The 17,124-nt window shown below is 61.3% G+C and carries 15 protein-coding genes; 3 read left to right on the top strand and 12 right to left on the bottom strand.

What is annotated here, in order from left to right:
• Positions 1-10: 10 nt before the first annotated feature.
• The 12 genes from ASE94_RS04220 to ASE94_RS04170 form a co-directional block, all read right to left on the bottom strand.
• The gene (locus tag ASE94_RS04220) at positions 11-1,228 is read right to left on the bottom strand and encodes a phosphopentomutase (RefSeq protein WP_061907642.1); all 1,218 of its coding nucleotides are present in this window, start codon (positions 1,226-1,228) and stop codon (positions 11-13) included.
• A 4-nt stretch (positions 1,229-1,232) separates the two neighbouring features.
• Positions 1,233-2,555: a thymidine phosphorylase gene (gene deoA / locus ASE94_RS04215; protein WP_062629331.1), complete on the bottom strand. Its 1,323-nt coding sequence runs from the start codon at positions 2,553-2,555 to the stop codon at positions 1,233-1,235.
• 146 nt (positions 2,556-2,701) lie between these two features.
• Positions 2,702-5,068: an aldehyde dehydrogenase family protein gene (locus ASE94_RS04210; RefSeq protein WP_062629330.1), complete on the bottom strand. Its 2,367-nt coding sequence runs from the start codon at positions 5,066-5,068 to the stop codon at positions 2,702-2,704.
• An 8-nt stretch (positions 5,069-5,076) separates the two neighbouring features.
• Positions 5,077-6,072, bottom strand: coding sequence for a deoxyribose-phosphate aldolase (gene deoC / locus ASE94_RS04205; RefSeq protein ID WP_062629329.1), 996 nt, complete (start codon positions 6,070-6,072; stop codon positions 5,077-5,079).
• Entirely contained in the window at positions 6,069-6,863 is a 795-nt protein-coding gene (locus ASE94_RS04200) for a purine-nucleoside phosphorylase (RefSeq protein WP_062629328.1), read from the bottom strand. Before ASE94_RS04200 ends, deoC begins: the two co-directional genes overlap by 4 nt.
• An 82-nt stretch (positions 6,864-6,945) precedes the next feature.
• Positions 6,946-7,383 (bottom strand): cytidine deaminase, encoded by a 438-nt coding sequence (locus ASE94_RS04195; protein WP_062629327.1) that lies wholly within the window; start codon positions 7,381-7,383, stop codon positions 6,946-6,948.
• A gap of 170 nt (positions 7,384-7,553) precedes the next feature.
• Positions 7,554-8,522: an ABC transporter permease gene (locus tag ASE94_RS04190; RefSeq protein WP_062629326.1), complete on the bottom strand. Its 969-nt coding sequence runs from the start codon at positions 8,520-8,522 to the stop codon at positions 7,554-7,556.
• Position 8,523: 1 nt separating this feature from the next.
• Positions 8,524-9,654 carry an ABC transporter permease gene (locus ASE94_RS04185; protein WP_062629325.1) on the bottom strand — a complete coding sequence of 377 codons (1,131 nt, stop codon included), beginning with the start codon at positions 9,652-9,654 and terminating at the stop codon, positions 8,524-8,526.
• Positions 9,651-11,258: an ABC transporter ATP-binding protein gene (locus tag ASE94_RS04180; protein WP_061907634.1), complete on the bottom strand. Its 1,608-nt coding sequence runs from the start codon at positions 11,256-11,258 to the stop codon at positions 9,651-9,653. Before ASE94_RS04180 ends, ASE94_RS04185 begins: the two co-directional genes overlap by 4 nt.
• A gap of 24 nt (positions 11,259-11,282) precedes the next feature.
• Complete coding sequence (locus ASE94_RS04175; protein ID WP_061907633.1) at positions 11,283-12,287, bottom strand: BMP family ABC transporter substrate-binding protein; 1,005 nt, start codon at positions 12,285-12,287, stop codon at positions 11,283-11,285.
• A gap of 181 nt (positions 12,288-12,468) precedes the next feature.
• Positions 12,469-12,591 carry a hypothetical protein gene (locus tag ASE94_RS21570; protein WP_280137162.1) on the bottom strand — a complete coding sequence of 41 codons (123 nt, stop codon included), beginning with the start codon at positions 12,589-12,591 and terminating at the stop codon, positions 12,469-12,471.
• A 109-nt stretch (positions 12,592-12,700) separates the two neighbouring features.
• Positions 12,701-13,141, bottom strand: a complete 441-nt coding sequence (locus ASE94_RS04170) for a carbon monoxide dehydrogenase subunit G (protein ID WP_162236041.1) — start codon at positions 13,139-13,141, stop codon at positions 12,701-12,703.
• 246 nt (positions 13,142-13,387) lie between these two features.
• On the opposite strand from ASE94_RS04170, the gene ASE94_RS04165 reads away from it, so the two are divergent.
• The 3 genes from ASE94_RS04165 to ASE94_RS04155 are packed head-to-tail and all read left to right on the top strand — an operon-like array spanning position 13,388 to position 17,123.
• The gene (locus ASE94_RS04165) at positions 13,388-14,605 is read left to right on the top strand and encodes a hypothetical protein (protein WP_062629323.1); all 1,218 of its coding nucleotides are present in this window, start codon (positions 13,388-13,390) and stop codon (positions 14,603-14,605) included.
• Between the two features lie 30 nt (positions 14,606-14,635).
• A complete protein-coding gene (locus ASE94_RS04160; protein ID WP_061907630.1) occupies positions 14,636-15,574 on the top strand; it encodes a DUF6384 family protein in 939 nt (312 codons plus the stop codon).
• 4 nt (positions 15,575-15,578) lie between these two features.
• The gene (locus ASE94_RS04155; protein ID WP_156351839.1) at positions 15,579-17,123 is read left to right on the top strand and encodes a hypothetical protein; all 1,545 of its coding nucleotides are present in this window, start codon (positions 15,579-15,581) and stop codon (positions 17,121-17,123) included.
• The last annotated feature ends 1 nt before the right edge of the window (position 17,124 follow it).

Genomic DNA, 17,124 nt, shown 5'->3' with positions numbered 1-17,124 from the left:
TCTCTCTCGGTTACAGGAAGGACCTGCCGTGGCGGCCGGGCGCCAGCCCGAGCCATGCGGCTATGCTTTCCCCAATATCTGCGAAGGTGGAGCGAATGCCAATCTCTCCTTTGGGGAGGGCTGGGGAAAAGACGAGGATCGGCACCTGTTCGCGCGTGTGATCGGTGCCCGGCCACGTCGGATCATTGCCGTGGTCAGCCGTCAGGACGAGCAGATCGTCGTAACGCATCTTGGCGATCAGTTCGGGCAGCCGCGCATCGAACAATTCGAGTGCCGCGGCATAACCCGGCACATCCCGGCGATGACCATACTCAGAATCGAAATCGACGAAATTGGTCATTATGAAAGCGCGGTCTGCGGCCATTTCCATGGCGTCGAGCGTCTTGTCGAACAACTGCGGAATCCCGGTCCCCTTGATCTTGTGGGTCACGCCGGAACCGGCATAAATGTCCGAAATTTTCCCAACCGCATAGACCTGATTGCCGGCCGCCTGATTGCGATCAAGCAATGTTGGTTCTGGTGGCGGAATGGCGAAATCACGACGATTGCCGGTGCGCTTGAACGTGTCCGGGGTGTCGCCAACGAACGGCCGAGCGATGACGCGACCGATATTGAGCGGCGCCGTCAGTTCGAAGGCTTGTCTGCAGATCTCGTAGAGCCGCTCGAGCCCAAAGTGGCTTTCATGCGCCGCTATCTGGAAGACGCTATCGATCGAGGTGTAGCAGATCGGCTTGCCGGTGCGGATATGCTCTTCGCCGAGCGCAGCGATGATGTCCGTACCCGAAGCATGCTTGTCGCCCAAAATGCCGGGGAGCTCAGCGCGTCGAACAAATTCTTCGATCAGGTGCGGCGGAAAGGTTGGTTCGGATTGTGGAAAATAGCCCCAATCGAAAGGCACCGGCACGCCGGCGATTTCCCAATGCCCCGATGGCGTATCCTTGCCGCGCGAGATCTCACGACCAACGCCGAACCGGCCGCCCTTTGGCACATCGCTGAGATTGGGTGGCAGGCTGCCCGTGGACAGTTTGATCGCTGCCCCAAGGCCCATGGCGTCCATGTTCGGCACATTGAGCGAACCGGAACGGAGGCCGGCTCTGTCCGCCCTGCCCTCGGCGGCCCATTCGGCGATATGGCCGACCGTATTGGCGCCCTGGTCGCCATATTGATTGGCATCAGGCGAGCCGCCAATGCCGACACTGTCGAGAAGGCAGACAATTGCGCGTGGCATGGGCTTACTCCGTGGCGGTGATGCGGTCGGCGATCAATGCGAATTTTGGCGCGCCGGAGCCGACGAAATAGGCAGAGCGCAGACGCGCTTCGGCATCGGCTGCCGAAGCTTCATCGGCGGCGTGGATGCGGGCGATCGGGGTAGTTGGTTCGACTTCCGCGCCAAGACCAAGCAGGCGATCGAACCCCACCCGATGATCGATGGCGTCCGTCGGCGTTGCCCGACCGCCACCAAGGGCGACAACCGCCATGCCGACGCCGCGCGTATTGATCTCGGCGATCGTGCCGCGGCCTCCCGCGAGAACGTCGCGAACGATCGGCGCCGGCTGCAGATGCTCATCCATGCGCTCGACGAAATCGGCCGGGCCACCCAGCACAGAAACCATTTTCGAAAAGTGCTCCGTCGCCTTGCCGCTATCGAGGGCGACTTCCACTTTTTTGCGAGCGGCGGCAGACGTTTCCGCCATTCCGGTCATCAGGGAAATTTCCGCCGACAAGGCAAGTGTCACTTCGCGAAGGCGCCGGTCCTGGTGCTTACCCGTCAGAAATTCGACGGCATTGCGCATCTCGAGGCCATTGCCCGCAGCACTCGCCAGAGGCTGGTTCATATCGGTAATCAAAGCGCCGGTCTTGAGGCCGGCACCATTGGCCACATCCACCAGGCTTTTGGCGAGATCGCGGGATGCTTCGAGGGTCGGCATGAAGGCGCCAGAACCCGTCTTGACGTCGAGCACCAATGCTCCAAGGCCTGCAGCCAGTTTCTTCGACAGGATCGATGCGGTGATCAGGGAGATGGATTCGACCGTTCCGGTCACGTCGCGAATGGCGTAAAGCGTCTTGTCGGCTGGCGCGAGATCGGCGGTCTGGCCGATAATGGCGCAGCCGGCCTGCTGCACCGCGTTGCGGAAGAGCGTATTGTCGGGCTGGGTCTGATAGCCGGGAATGGAATCGAATTTATCGAGCGTACCGCCCGTGTGGCCCAGGCCGCGGCCGGAAATCATCGGCACATAGATGCCGATGGCGGCAAGGATCGGCGCAAGCATCAGCGAAACATTGTCGCCCACGCCGCCGGTCGAATGCTTGTCCGCGACCGGACCATCGAGATCGGACCAATCGAGCACGCTTCCGGAATCGCGCATGGCGAGCGTCAGCGCGACGCGCTCATCCATGCTCATATCCCGAAAATAGACCGCCATGGCAAAAGCGGCCGCCTGCGCATGGGACACCGTCCCTTCGGCAAAGCCGACGATGAAGCGGGCGATGTCTTCCTTGGGAAGTTTCTCGCCATTGCGCTTTTTCAGGATCACTTCTTGGGGGAGGAAGACCATTGGATGGCTTTCAGCTCTGAAGAATTACCCCCACCTAACCTCCCCCTACTAGGGGAGGAATAGCCTAGAGGTCGTCTCGATGGTTCGGCAAGAACCGACGCGCCCCTCCCCCTATCAGGGGGAGGCTGGGAGGGGGTGACTTGGGCTCACGCCCCGTATGGAATCCAGACGTTCTTCACCTGCGTCGCCTTACCGAGGAAATAGTCCCCGGCAAAGCGCTGATCGGCAAGATCATAGTAGAGCCCGCGGCTCGTCCAGGTCTGCTTGAGATTGCTCACCGACGCCTTTTCGACCATGGCAGAGCCTTCGGCAGAACCGGCGAACCAGAGCCCATCGACACCATCGTGCTCAGCCAAGGTCTTGGCAAGGCTGACACTTTCACCGGTGACGATGTTGACGACGCCAGAAGGCATGTCGGAGGTTTCGAGCACCTGGTAAAAATCGGTCATCGACAGCGGCGAGCCCTCCGAAGGCACTAGCACGACGGTATTCCCCATGGCGAGCGCTGGAGCGATCAGCGCGATCGAGCCGAGCAGCGGGCGCGAGGTTGGAGCAACCACGCCGATCACGCCAAGCGGCTCGACCATGGCGGCGGCAACGGCGCGCATGGGCGGGTTGTGCACCGCCCCATCATATTTGTCGGCCCAGCCAGCAAAGGCGAACAGGCGCTCGACGGACTGAGCGACTTCCTTGGAGCCGTCATCGCCGGTCTGCACCTTGATGCGCGCCGCGAATTCGTCCCGGCGATAGTCGAGATTTTCGGCAAGGAAATAGAGGATCTGCGCGCGGGAATGCGCTGCAGTCGTGCCCCAGCCAAGCGCGGCGCGAGCCGCTTCGACGGCATTGCGAATATCCTTGCGATTGCCATCGCCGACTTCGCCGACGAGCGCGCCGTCAGTGCCATGGACCGGCCGATTATAGCCGCTATCGGGCCGTGCCTGCTTGCCGCCGATATACATCTTGGCTGTCTGGTCGAGATGTTCGGCATCGAGCGGGTTTGCCGCCTTGGCAGGAACCGACGTCGCCGCAGGAGCCGGGTGGAGCGCCTTTTCCAACTTGGGTTTCAAGTAAGCGCCCATCCCCTCGCGGCCACCTTCGCGACCGAAACCGGATTCTTTATATCCGCCGAAACCGACGGCTGCATCGAACTGGTTGGTGCCGTTGATCCAGACGACGCCGGCCTTGAGCTTGGGTGCGATATCGAGCGCGAGATTGATGTTCTCGCTCCAGAGCGTCGCGGCGAGGCCATAGCGCGTATTGTTCGCGAGAGCCACGGCTTCCTCGGGCGTGCGGAAGCTCATGGCGACCAGAACGGGGCCAAAAATCTCTTCTGCCACAAGAGTGTTAGCGGGGGAGACATTGGTGACGAGGGCCGGTTTCAGGAAGCAGCCATTGGCCGGTACTGTGCCATCGGGCTCGTAGACCACCGCGCCTTCGGCAACGCCCTTTTTCATCAGGTCGCGGATGCGGTCGACCTGCACCGGGGCAACCAGCGCGCCGATATCGACTGATTTATCAAGGGGATCACCGACGCGGAGATTTACCATGCGCTTCTTCACCTTGGCGATGAAGCGTTCCTCGATGGATTCTTGGACCAGAAGGCGCGAGCCGGCGCAGCACACCTGGCCCTGGTTGAACCATATCGCTTCCACCAAACCTTCAACCGCCGAGTCGAGATCGGCATCTTCGAAGACGATGTAGGGCGATTTGCCGCCAAGTTCGAGCGAGAGACCCTTGCCGGTCCCGGCCGTAGCGGCGCGGATGATTTTTCCCACTTCGGTCGAGCCGGTGAAGGCGATTTTGTCGACATCAGAATGGTTTACCAGCGCCGCGCCAGTATCGCCTTCGCCCGTGACGACGTTGACGACGCCCTTGGGAAGGCCGACGCGTTCGCAGATTTCAGCGAAAAGCAGTGCGGTGAGCGAGGTGAACTCGGCGGGCTTCAGCACCACCGTGTTGCCGGCGGCGAGAGCCGGTGCGATCTTCCAGGCCAGCATCAGCAGCGGGAAATTCCACGGGATGATTTGGCCGCAAACGCCGTAGGGGACATGGTCTGGGAATTCGCGTTCGAGGTGCGTGGCCCAGCCGGCGTGGTGATAAAAATGCCGTGCTACCAAGGGGATATCGGCGTCGCGGCTTTCGCGGATTGGCTTGCCGTTGTCCATGGTTTCGAGCACGGCAAAGAGCCGGCTGTGCTTCTGGATCATGCGGGCGATGGAATACAAAAATTTCCCGCGCTCATAGCCACTTAGCCCACTCCATAGTGGGAAGGCGGCGCGGGCGGCGGCGACGGCTAAATCGACGTCGGCAGAGGTGCCGTCGGTGATTTCAGCGAGTTTTTCGCCTGTTGCCGGATTGGTCGAGGCAAGGGTCTTGCCGGGAGCGGTCCATGCGCCATCGATAAAGTGGCCAAAATTCCGATTTTTGCTGTCGAGCCAGGCATTTGCCTGGTCGGCAGTTTCGGGTGCGGGGCCGTATTCGAGGGTTTCGAAGATTTGTGCGATCTTGTTCATTTGTGGCCTCACACCATCGGCTGGCGGTAGTCGGCGGCGTAGTGGCCGGTTAACCCGTGCTCAAGCTGACGTTCTATATCCGTTAACAATCCGCTAGCGCCGAAACGGAATAAATGGGGATTTAGGTAATGGGTCCCCAGTTCCTCTTTCATAAGCGCCATATATTTGAGCGCGTCGCCCGCGGTCGCAATGCCGCCGGCTGGTTTGTAGCCGATCTCGATGCCGGTCTCTTCATTGAACCAGCGGATCATGCGGATCATGGTCAGCGAGGTGACGAGATTGGCGTTGACCTTTTCCTTGCCGGTCGAGGTCTTGATGAAATCGGCGCCGGCCAGCATGCAAACGAGCGAGGCTTTGGCGATATTGGTCTGGGTCGCGAGTTCCCCTGTGCCCAAAATGGTCTTGATGTGAGCGTCGCCGCAGGCTTTGCGGAAGGCGCGGACCTGGTCGTAAAGCGCCTGCCAATCGCCGCGCAGAACCATGCCGCGTTCGATGACGATGTCGATTTCCTTGGCGCCGTCTTTAACCGAGGCTTCGATCTCGGCAATCTTGTTGTCGACGGGGGCGAGGCCATGGGGGAAGGCAGTAGAGACGGCGGCGACGGGAATGCCACTGCCCTCCAACGCGTCGACCGCGGTCTTGACGAAGGTGTGGTAGACGCAGACGGCGCCGGGGAGGATGCGCAGATCCCTGACCCCGAGCTTGTCGACGATTTCAGCACGGAGCGGATTGCGCGCCTTGGCGCAGAGGCGCTCGACGCGGCCGGGCGTGTCGTCGGCATTGAGCGTCGTCAGGTCGATCAGCGTGATGGCTTTGAGGAGCCAGGCGAGCTGATAGTCCTTCTTGACCGTGCGGCGCGCGCCGATGGAGCCGGCGCGGCGTTCGAGAGCCGAGCGGTTCATGCGAACGCGCTCTACCCAATCGAGATCGAGCGGATAACCGGGATTGCGCTTGTGCGCGGGCGCCTGGCTGCTCCCGCTATTGTCGACGACCTTGAGACTCATAGCTCCTCCACCAGGGCCGGGATCAGCTTTTGCAGCTTGGCCGCCCCTTGCACCGCCATGGTCTTGGTATGCTCATGGCTGATGTTCTCGTTCGAAAGGCCGGCGCCCATATTGGTGATGGACGAGCAAGCCCAGACTTTTAGCCCCAAGAAGCGCCCGAGGATCACTTCCGGAGCAGTCGACATGCCAACGGCATTGGCGCCGAGGCGGATGGCCATCTGGATTTCGGCGATGGTTTCAAAGCTCGGGCCGGAATACCAGAGGTAGATCCCCTCCCCGACCTTGATACCGAGCCTTTCGCCCGCCGCCTTGGCCTTGGCGCGCAGAGCGGAATTGTAGCAATCGACCATGTTCACAAAACGGCGGTCGGTCGGCTCGCCGATCAGCGGGTTCATGCCGGCATAGTTGATGTGATCGGAGATCAGCATGAGATCGCCGGGACGGAGATTTTCGTCGAGCGAACCGGCGGAATTGGTGAGGAGCAGCGTCTTGGCGCCAAGCTCGGCCATGGTTTCGAGCGCGGGACGCATGGCGGCGGCATTGCCATGCTCATAATAGTGTTCGCGGCCGGTGAGGATGGCGATGCGCTTGCCGCTCATCGTGCCTATCAGCAGATCGCGGCCGTGGCCGGAGACGCCGGCACCCGGGAAATCCTTGAGCTCGGAATAGGGAATGGTGACCTTGTCTTCGAGCAGATCACCAATGGCCGAGAGGCCAGAGCCAAGGGTCAGCGCGGCGACAATGGGTTCTTCACCGGCGATCTTGCGAATGGTTTTGGCGGCTTTGGTCATTTTTGCCTCTCGGCTTTCTTCTTTGGCATAGCTTGTTTACCCCGCCACTCGCGCATAGCGCTCGCGGCCTTCTCGCCTAAATTCACTCCACCGGAGTGAATTTGCCTGCGGCCGGCTCTAAGCCCAAAAACTCCGGCCCAAAGCTGTGCGGCAAGAGCTGCCCCAGCGTCTGCACCAGCGGCGATCCATCCACGCCGTGCGAGATCACTTCCACATCGAGATCGGCGAATTCGCGGATGCGTTGGCGGCAGCCGCCGCAGGGGGTGACGGGGCTTTGGCCGGGGCCGGTGACATAGATGCGGGTAATGCGGCGGGCGCCGCCGGCGATCATGGCGGCGATGGCTGAGGTCTCAGCGCAATTGCCCTGCGGATAGGCGGCGTTTTCGATGTTACAGCCGGAATAGATCTTGCCGTCATCGGCGAGGATGGCGGCGCCAACATGGAAATTGGAATAAGGCGCATAGGCCTTGGCGCGGATGGCTTCGGCGGCGGCGAAGAGGGATTCGTTGGTGGTGGTCATTTGTTTGTTCTCCTCTGCTGCTTCTTCACCTCTCCCTTTGGGGGATAGGTCGGGTTGCGAAGCAAACCGGGTGAGGGGGCCTTTCGATGTGGGTGCCGAAGGCCCCCCTCACCCGCCGCTTTGCGGCGACCTCTCCCCAAAGGGAGAGGTGAAGCACGTCCCAGCCTCCCTCAGCGCTCCTTCGTATAGGGCACGCCGCCTGCCTTGGGGCCGACTGCCTTGCCGATGAAGCCGGCGAGGAGCACGACTGTAAGAACATAGGGCAAAGCCTGGATGGCCTGGACGGGGACGACGCCGATGACTGGCAGCTCGAAATTCTGCAGGCGGATTTGCAGCGCATCGAGGAAGCCGAAGAGGAGGCAGGTGAACATGGCGGGCACCGGCTTCCACTTGGCAAAGATCAGCGCGGCCAAGGCGATATAGCCCTTGCCGGCGGTCATGTTATTGCCAAAGCCCGAGCCCTGGGCGATCGAGAAATAAGCCCCGGCGAGGCCGCAGAGAAGGCCGGTGATGATGATGGCCTGATAGCGCTGCTTGACCACCGAAATGCCAGCGGTGTCGACGGCCTTGGGATTTTCGCCGACTGCGCGGAGGCGTAGGCCGAAGCGGGTACGGTAGAGCACGAAGGCCGTCACTGCCACCATTATAAAGGCGATATAGACCAGAAGGTAATGGCCCGAAATCAGCTCGGAATAGATCGGGCCGAGAATGGGCACGCCCGCGAGTTCATTGGCGAAGGGCAACGTGATGGGCGAGAAGCGGCCGCCTTCGGAGAGTGCTGGCGTGCGGCCGCCCTGGCTGAACCATGTCTGACCGAGGAAGGTCGTCATGCCGGCCGCGAGCATGTTAATGGCGACGCCCGCAATCAACTGATTGCCCTTGAGCGTGATGGCGGCTGCACCCTGCAAGAGCGTCGTTGCTAGCGAAACGGCCATGCCGGCCATGAGGCCGAGCCAAGCGGAGCCGGAAATGGCGGCGACGGCGCCGGCCGCAAAGGCCGCGGCGAGCATCTTGCCTTCGAGGCCAATATCGAAAATGCCGGCTCGTTCCGAATAGAGCCCCGCCAAGCAGGCGAGGAGGAGCGGCGTCGAGAGACGGATCGTGGCATCGAGGACGGAGAGAATGACGGCGAGATCCATCTCAGCTCTCCGGCTTGGCGGTCGAGACCGCAATGGCTTCGGATTTCTGCTCGGGCGAGAGCAGCATGAAGGCGCGCTCGAGCGAGGTGCGGAAAAGCCCTTCCATGGCGCCGGTAAAGAGAATGACCAAGGCCTGGATCACGACGATCATTTCGCGGGTAATGCCGGGAATGACGAACTGCAATTCCTGCCCGCCCTGATAAAGCGCGCCAAAAAGAATGGCGGCGAGCGCAATGCCGATCGGGTGATTGCGGCCCATAAGCGCGACGGCGATACCGACAAAGCCTGCACCGGCGACGAAATCGAGCACGAGACGATTTTGCACGCCCATGACTTCATTGATCGCCACCATGCCGGCGAGGGCGCCGGAAATGGTCATGGTGATCATGATCATCTTCGAATTTGAAATACCGGCATAGCGCGAGGCCGTCGGATTGGCGCCGAGGACGCGCATGGCATAGCCGAACTTGGTGTGCCAGATCAGGATATAGACCCCGATCAGAGCCGCAATGGCGATGACGATCGAGAGATTGACCGGCGAATAGCCAAAGAAGGAGAAGAACTGGCGAAGCTGCGGCACGCGGCCGGCGACTTCGATGGTTTCGGACTCCGGGGCCATGGTCGAAGCGGGTTTGAGCACGCGATTGACCATGTAGACCATCAGCGCCGAGGCGATGAAATTGAACATGATGGTGGTTATGACGACGTGGCTGCCGCGCTTGGCCTGGAGCCAGCCGGGCACGAAAGCCCAGAAGCCCCCGACGGCGCCGGCCGCGATGACGGCGAGCGGCATGGCGATGAGCCAATGGGTCTGGTCGAGCGCCAGCGCAACGACGACGGCGCCGAGGCCCGCCACATAGGCCTGGCCATCGCCGCCGATATTGAAGAGCCCGGCATGGGCGGCGACAGCCACCGCAAGCCCGGTGAAGATGAAATTGGTGGCATAATAGAGCGTGTAGCCAAAACCATCGCCATAGCCGAAGGCGCCATAAAGGATGACCTGAATGGCGTGGAACGGATTTTCGCCCACGAGCAGCACGACAAGGCCCGAGACAAGGAAGGCGAGAAGAAGATTTAGGGCCGGCAGGAGGGCAATATCAGCCCAGCGCGGAAGAGGTCTGCTTGCGCTCATGGAAGAGGTCCCTGTTCGGCTATGCCGATGGTGCGGGGCGCGGTCTTGTTGATGCCGGCCATCATCAGGCCGAGTTCGCCTTCGGTGGCCGTGGCTGGATCGGCTTCGCCGACGATGACGCCATCGAACATGACGAGGATGCGATCGGCGAGGGAGCGGATTTCATCGAGCTCGACAGAGACGAGGAGGATCGCCTTGCCCTCGTCGCGCATCTTGATGATTTCATTGTGGATGAATTCGATGGCCCCGATATCGACGCCGCGGGTCGGCTGGCCGATGATCAGCACATCGGGGTCCTGCTCCATTTCGCGGGCAAGGACGATCTTTTGCTGATTGCCGCCGGAAAAGAGCGATGATTTCAGATTGATATTGGCCGGACGGACGTCGAAAAGCTTGACCTGATCGGCGGCGGCTTTCTTGGCGGCGGCGATATCGAGGAAGGCGCCGGAGCCATAGGCGGGCTTGTCGTGATAGCCGAGAATGGCGTTTTCCCATTCCTGGAAAGTCGTGACGAGGCCCATGCGCTGGCGGTCTTCAGGCACGTGGGCGAGGCCGGCCTGGCGGGCGCGGGCTGCGCCATCATCGCCTTCGAGCGAGAGTGGCTTGCCGTTGAGGATGACCGTGCCCGATTTCTGATCGCGCATGCCGGTGATGGATTCGAGGAGTTCTGACTGGCCATTGCCGGAGACGCCCGCAATGCCGACGATTTCGCCGGCACGAATGGCAAAGCTAACATCCTTGACGCGGGGGACGCCCATATCGTCGGCGACGACGAGATTCTGGACTTCGAGGAGGGTCTTGCCCGGATTGGCGGCGGTCTTGTCGACGCGGAGGAGCACGCGGCGGCCGACCATGAGTTCGGCCAGTTCTTCTGGGCTGGTTTCGCTGGTCTTGACGGTTGCGACCATCTGGCCCTGGCGCATGACCGAGACATTATCGGTGATGGCCATGATCTCGCGCAGCTTATGGGTGATGAGGATCACCGTCTTGCCCTGGGCGCGGAGCGTTTCGAGAACGCGGAAGAGGTCGTCGGCTTCCTTGGGGGTAAGGACGCCGGTGGGCTCGTCGAGAATGAGGGTTTCGGCGCCGCGATAGAGCGCCTTCAGGATTTCGACGCGCTGCTGCTGGCCGACGGAAATATCCTCGATAATGGCATCGGGATCGACTTCGAGCGCATATTCCTTTTCGAGCCGATCGAGTTCCTTGCGGGCACGATTGAGGCTGGGCTTGAGGAAGCCGGAATCTTCGGCGCCGAGCACGATGTTTTCGAGGACCGAGAAATTATCGACCAGCATGAAATGCTGGTGCACCATGCCGATGCCGAGCGCGAGCGCCTGCCGGCTGTCGGCGATATTGGCTTCGGCGCCATTGACACGGATCGTGCCGCTGTCGGCCGTGTAGAAGCCATAGAGGATGGACATGAGCGTGGATTTGCCCGCGCCATTCTCACCCACGATGCCGTGGATGGTGCCGCGTGCAATTTTCAGATCGATGTCCTTGTTGGCGTGAACCGCGCCGAACCGCTTGTTGATCTTTTCAAGCTCGATCGCCCAGCCATTGGCCGGTTGAGGTACAGCGGCCGTTTCCGGCCGCTGCGTGTTCATGGTGTTCTCACTCATGCCGAGCGCTTAGAGCGGGCAAGCCGAGTCGGTGGTGTAGTCGTGGACGGTGACTTCACCGGCGATGATCTTCGCCTTGTAGTCTTCGGCCGCCGCAATCATTTCGGGCGTGAGCAGGTCCTTGTTGTTATCGTCGACCGCATAGCCGACGCCATCATTGGCAAGGCCGAGAACCGTGAGGCCTGGCTTGAAGGTCGCGTCGTCAGCAGCTTCGGTCAGTGCGTTCTGGACGGCAACATCGACGCGCTTGAGCATCGAGGTCAGGACCGAACCGGGCTGGAGGTAGTTCTGGTTGCTATCGACACCGATCGAGAACTTGCCAGCATCCTTCATGGCCTGGAGAACACCGAGGCCCGAACCACCGGCGGCTGCGTAGACGACGTCAGCGCCGGCATCGACGGCAGCCTTGGCGAGTTCGCCGGCGGTGACCGGGTCATTCCAGGCGGCAGGCGTGGTGCCGGTGTAGTTTTCGATCAGCTTGATGTCCGGGTTCGCAGCCTTGGCGCCCTGGGCATAGCCGCAATAGAACTTGTGGATCAGCGGAACGTCCATGCCGCCGACAAAGCCGACGGTGCCGGTTTCGGACTTCATGGCTGCGAGAACGCCGACGAGGAACGAGCCGGTGTGCTCGTCAAAAAGGATCGACTGCACGTTGGGCGCGTCGACGACGGTGTCGATCACGACGAAATTGGTATCGGGGAATTCCGGCGCCACGGCGGTGAGCGCGGCAGTCCAGGAGAAGCCGGCCATCACGATCGGGTTTGCACCCTGGCCGGCAAAGCGGCGAAGGGCCTGTTCGCGCTGCGCGTCGTTCTGCAGTTCGAGATCGAGGAAGCTACCACCGGTGGCGGCCTTCCATGCTTCGGCGCCGTTATAGGCCGCTTCGTTGAACGACTTGTCGAACTTACCGCCGAGGTCATAGATCACGGCCGGATCGGCCAAGGCCACACCGGTCAGGATCGCGCTGAGAGCAAGACCACCGGACAGAGCCTTGGTGAGGGTCGAGAAATTCATGGATTTAGTCTCCCTGTCTGACATCGTGTGGCCTGGCACCCCCTCGGGGCCAGTCCCAATGTCCTAACAAAGAATAAAATCGTTGAATGACCCGCCCCGCAAGAGGGATCGGCTATTATTTTTCCGGATGGTCAAAATTCTCGGGGACATATTCTGTCACCCGAGCGCGACGAGGAAATGACTACCACCGCGCAAGGATCGCGTGGAACAGCGTGCCGAGATCGACATCGGCATAAAGCACGCAGAGAACGGCCACTGCGGCAATGAGATAAAGCGCGATGCCGTCACGCGTTTGGCTGGTCATATTCATTTTGAGACAAATTGCAAATGGTTGATGGGCGTGTCTCTAACGCACGGGCCGGGGCTGGAATGTGGCTGCGCCGCGGCAATCAAATCTTAGGGTAAATGCCGGGTTAAGCGCGCGGCAGCGGGGTGACCTCGACACCGGCCGCAGCACCGAACCGCTCGAAGAAGCCATCGATAATGCGCTGGGCCGAATTGCCAATCAGCGCCTTGCCGAGCTTCATGATCTGGCCCGACGCGCCGCCATTGGCGGTGAAGGTGAGGATGGTGTTGGGGCCGTCATCGGCGAGCGTGACATCGGCGCTGCCTTCGGCGAGACCCATGAAGCCGCCCTTGCCACGACCAGACAATGTGTAGCTCTCGGCCGGGACGATATTGGACAGCGTCAGCTCGCCTTTAAAGGTTGGGTGCATGACGCCGAGATTGACCTTGATCTCAAGGTCGAGCGCGTTTTCGCCGGACCAGCCGATATGGCTGCAGCCGGGGATAGCAGCCTTGAGCATGGCGGGGTCGTTCAGCGCCTCCCAGATGCGGGTGCGCGGAGCGGACATGAGATAGCGGCCACCGAACTCCATCAGGCGGAAACCGCGTCGCGAAGACGTTTTTGTGGATTGGCAAAATTGGGCAAAATCATCGTCGCAGACCCCAGTCTTTACGTGCGGCTTTTTCGCACCAATATGGACTAAATAGTTGCGGGAGCGAGGCGATGCAATTGTCAGCGGAGGCTTCCCGCGCAATCTAGGGTGCATGGGCACCCCACGGCCTCGATGGGCCGCCAAATGCACAGGGAGCGATCGATGACCGACCAAGTGACCACCGCGCCGCAGACCACGACCAGTGCCGTGACGGAACGGCCGCTGCAATATCTGGACAAGGCCGTCAACGCCATCCGCGACCTCGGCATCTGGCCGGAAAACCAGGGCGAGCAGCCAATCACGGGCCTCTTGCAACAGATTACCGAACTCGACGAAACGCGCGTCATCCTGATCGGCCGCACGCTCTCCCAGGCGAGCGCCTTCAACGAAGTGGTGCGCGAACAGGTCGCCGCCATGAAGATCGGCGAGCGCTACGAAGAGATCACCAAGGGCTTTGATTCCATTCGCGACGATGCCAAGAGCATGGTCGACCAGTTGGAAGACAATAAGCTCGACCTGCTCGAGCGCGCATCGAACGTCTGGATGAAGGTGAGCCGCGGCGATATCGCGACGCGCTTCAATAAGATCCGCGACACCTATCTCGATGTCACCAAGGACACCAAGGATCAGATCGATCGCGAACAGACGATTTTGGAAGCCTATCGCGATTTCCGCGGGGCGCTTAAGCAATCGGAAGTCATGGCGCTTGAAGTGCTGGCGGTCGCTGAAAAGCGCCTAGAGGAAAAGAAGAACATCCTCCAGGCCGCTTCTAACGAAGTGACGGGGTTTGCCGGTACGGCGCCGGCTGATCGCGCCCGTCTTGAAATGGCGCGCGACGAAAAACTGCGCGACATGCAGAATGAAGAAAAGCGCTATCAGATTGCCAAGGACCTCTCGGACAACCTGACCATTTCCTACAACACCTCGGAAGTGGTGATGGCGCGGCTGATGCAGACGACCAATGCCAAGGAGCGCGTCTATCAGCAGTCGATCTCGTTCTTTTCGACCAATGAGACGGTGCTCACCGCACTCTCCGCCTCGTTCACCGGCATGTTCGGCCTCCATGAATCGACCGCGACGCTGAACGCGATGAAGGAAGGGATGTCCAAGAGCTTGGAAACGCTCTCCGAGATCGGCGACAAGGTGCAGGAAGAAGCAGTCAGGGCTGGCTATGGTCCGACGGTGCGCGCCGATGCGGTGAAAAAGCTCGTCGATAGCGTCGTCAATTTCCAAGAAAAGAGCCGCACGATCATCAACGAGATGCGCGTGGCTTCGACCAAGAATTCGGCCGAAATCCGCGATGCCGTCGAGGATGGCAAGCGCCGACTCGCAACGCTAGCGGCCGAGGGCAATGCCCTGCTGCTTGAAACCAAGAACTGATCGGGCCCGGTGGAGACATAGGCCCAGAGGATGAGTGACGCGACGGCCAAGACGGCTGCCCCTCTCGATGAAGTCATGCTGGCGATGGACGTGGTGGACACACTGCGCCATCGACAGGATCTGGCTGTGCGCGAACTCGACGGCGCGGCGCGCGAAGCGCAGCTAATCGAACGCCTGCGCGAGATCTATCGCCAGCAGGGGATCGAAGTGCCCGATCACATCCTCAAGCAAGGCGTCGAGGCGCTGGCCGAAAGCCGCTTTGCCTATGACCCGCCATCGCCAAGCTTCAAGACGACGCTGGCGCGCCTCTATGTCAGCCGCAAGCGCTGGGGGCGCCCTGCCCTTATCGTCGTGGGCGTGATTGTAGTCCTTGCCATTGGCTATTTCGGGGTCGTGCGACCCTTCGCGGAAGGTCGCGCTCATCAGGATCAGGTGGAACTGAGCGAGGGCCTACCGGCCCAGATGGATGCTCTCTACAAGACCATATTCGATGAGACCAAGGTGCAGCAGGCCGTCGTGCAGGCCGATAGCCTCGTCAGCCGCGGCAAGGCTTTTGCGGCCGAAGGCAATCGCACTGGCGCCGAAGATATCGTCGCGCGGCTTACGGCACTACGCGATCAACTCCGCCAGGAATACGTGGTGCAGGTCGTCAATCGCTCCGACGTTCAATCGGGCTTTTGGACCTTTCCGGAAATTAACACCGACGCGACCAATTATTATCTCGTCGTCGAAGCCATCGATCCCGATGGCAAGGTTTTGAGCCTGCCCATTCTCAACGAGGAAACTGGCAAGACCGAGGTCGTTGCGCAATGGGGCCAGCGCGTCTCGGAAGGCGTCTATAATGCTGTCGCCGCCGACAAGCGCGACGATGGCATCATCCAGGCCAATGAAGTGGGCCGGAAATCGGACGGTTTCCTCGAGGTGGAATATCAGATGCCGGTGCTCAAGGGCACCGTGACGCAGTGGTGATGGCATGAGCATAGGCGGTCCACAGGCTCTCGCCAGCCTTGAAGAGGCAATGCGCGATATTCGCCGCGAAGAAGATGAAATCTCCCGCCGGCTGGCGCGCTCCTCCGAAGTCATCGCCAAGGTCAAGGAAAGCGAGGCGGAGCTGTTCCGCCAGCTTGCGCAATTGCGGCTCGACCCATCGATCCAGCGCGAACTGGACGGACGGATTTCGAGTGCCGAAGTGCGCGCCCGCGAGACGCTGAAAACGCATGGTAAGGCTATCGAAGGCGCACAGAAGACGCTCGACGGCTTTGAGGCCGGGCGCGTGTCGCTGATCGAGCGGCGCGCCAATGCCGTCGCCGTGCTGGCTGAAAAACAGCAGGCGCTCGACGCGCTTCTCAAAGAGGTCGCAGTGCGGCTCGAGGCTGATCCGGCCTATATCGAGAAACGCACGGCCGCAGCGGCACTAGCCGAAATTGCCGATCAATCGCTCGACAAGACCAAGCAGGCGGAAGCCGATCGCGAGGAAAAGGGCAAACCCTATCGCGACGATCCGCTCTTCATCTATCTCTGGGACAATGGCTTTGGGACCAGCGCCTATCGTGGCGGCAATCTCACGCGCTATCTCGATGGCCTCGTTGCGGGGCTTGTCGGCTTTGCCAAGGCACGGCCAAACTATGCCATGCTCAACGATATCCCGCTTCGCCTTCGCGAACATGCCGAGCGGCAAGCGGCGGGCGCGGAAGCAGCAGAAGGCGAGCTCGCCGCTTTTGCCGATGCCGCGGCGGATGCGGCCGGCGGCAAACCGCTGCGCGAAGCGCGGGCAAAGGCGCAGGCCGATGTCGATGCGATCGATGCCGCAATCGTCGAAGCCGAAGACAAGCGCGATGCCGCGGCCCAGTCGCTGCAGGACCTCAATGGCAGCGACAATCCCGTGCTGAGTTCGGCCGCGGCCGCGCTCGCCGCTGCCTTGGGACAAGAAGATATCCAGACGCTTCTCGCCGAAGCGCGCCGCACGCGCACTGGTCAGGACGATACGATCGTTGCCCAGATCGATGATGCGCGCACACGCATGCGCGAAGAAGAAGAAGAAAGCCGCGACCTTCGCGATCGCGCCCGGACGCTTGCGGCGCGGCGGCGTGAGCTCGAAGACATCCAGTGGGAATTCAAGAAGCAGCGGTTCGACGATCCGCGCTCGACCTTTCGCGAGGATAGGCTCGTGGGCGATCTGCTCAACGATTTCCTGCGCGGCGGCATTTCGGCGGCAAGCTATTGGGACCAGTGGCGCAAGAGCCAGAACTGGACGCCGGGGAGCGAATGGGGCGCGGGCAATTCTTCGTCACGGCAAGGCGGCTCGCCCTGGGAAGGCGGCGGCGGCTTCAACTGGCCCGACAACAGCTTTGGCGGCGGCGGTGGATCGTCGGGCAATCGCAAGCCACGGGCGCCCGGTGGGTTCGGTGGCGGCTGGAGCGGCGGGGGCTCGAGCAGTGGTGGCGGATTTTCGCGACCGCGCACGGGCAGCGCAGGCACGCGAAAACACGGTGGCTTCAAGACCGGCGGCGGATTTTAGC

Source organism: Devosia sp. Leaf64 (assembly GCF_001421945.1).
Lineage (GTDB): Bacteria > Pseudomonadota > Alphaproteobacteria > Rhizobiales > Devosiaceae > Devosia.
The sequence above is the reverse complement of the archived record's forward strand: the minus strand, read 5'-3'. Positions and strand labels throughout refer to the sequence as shown.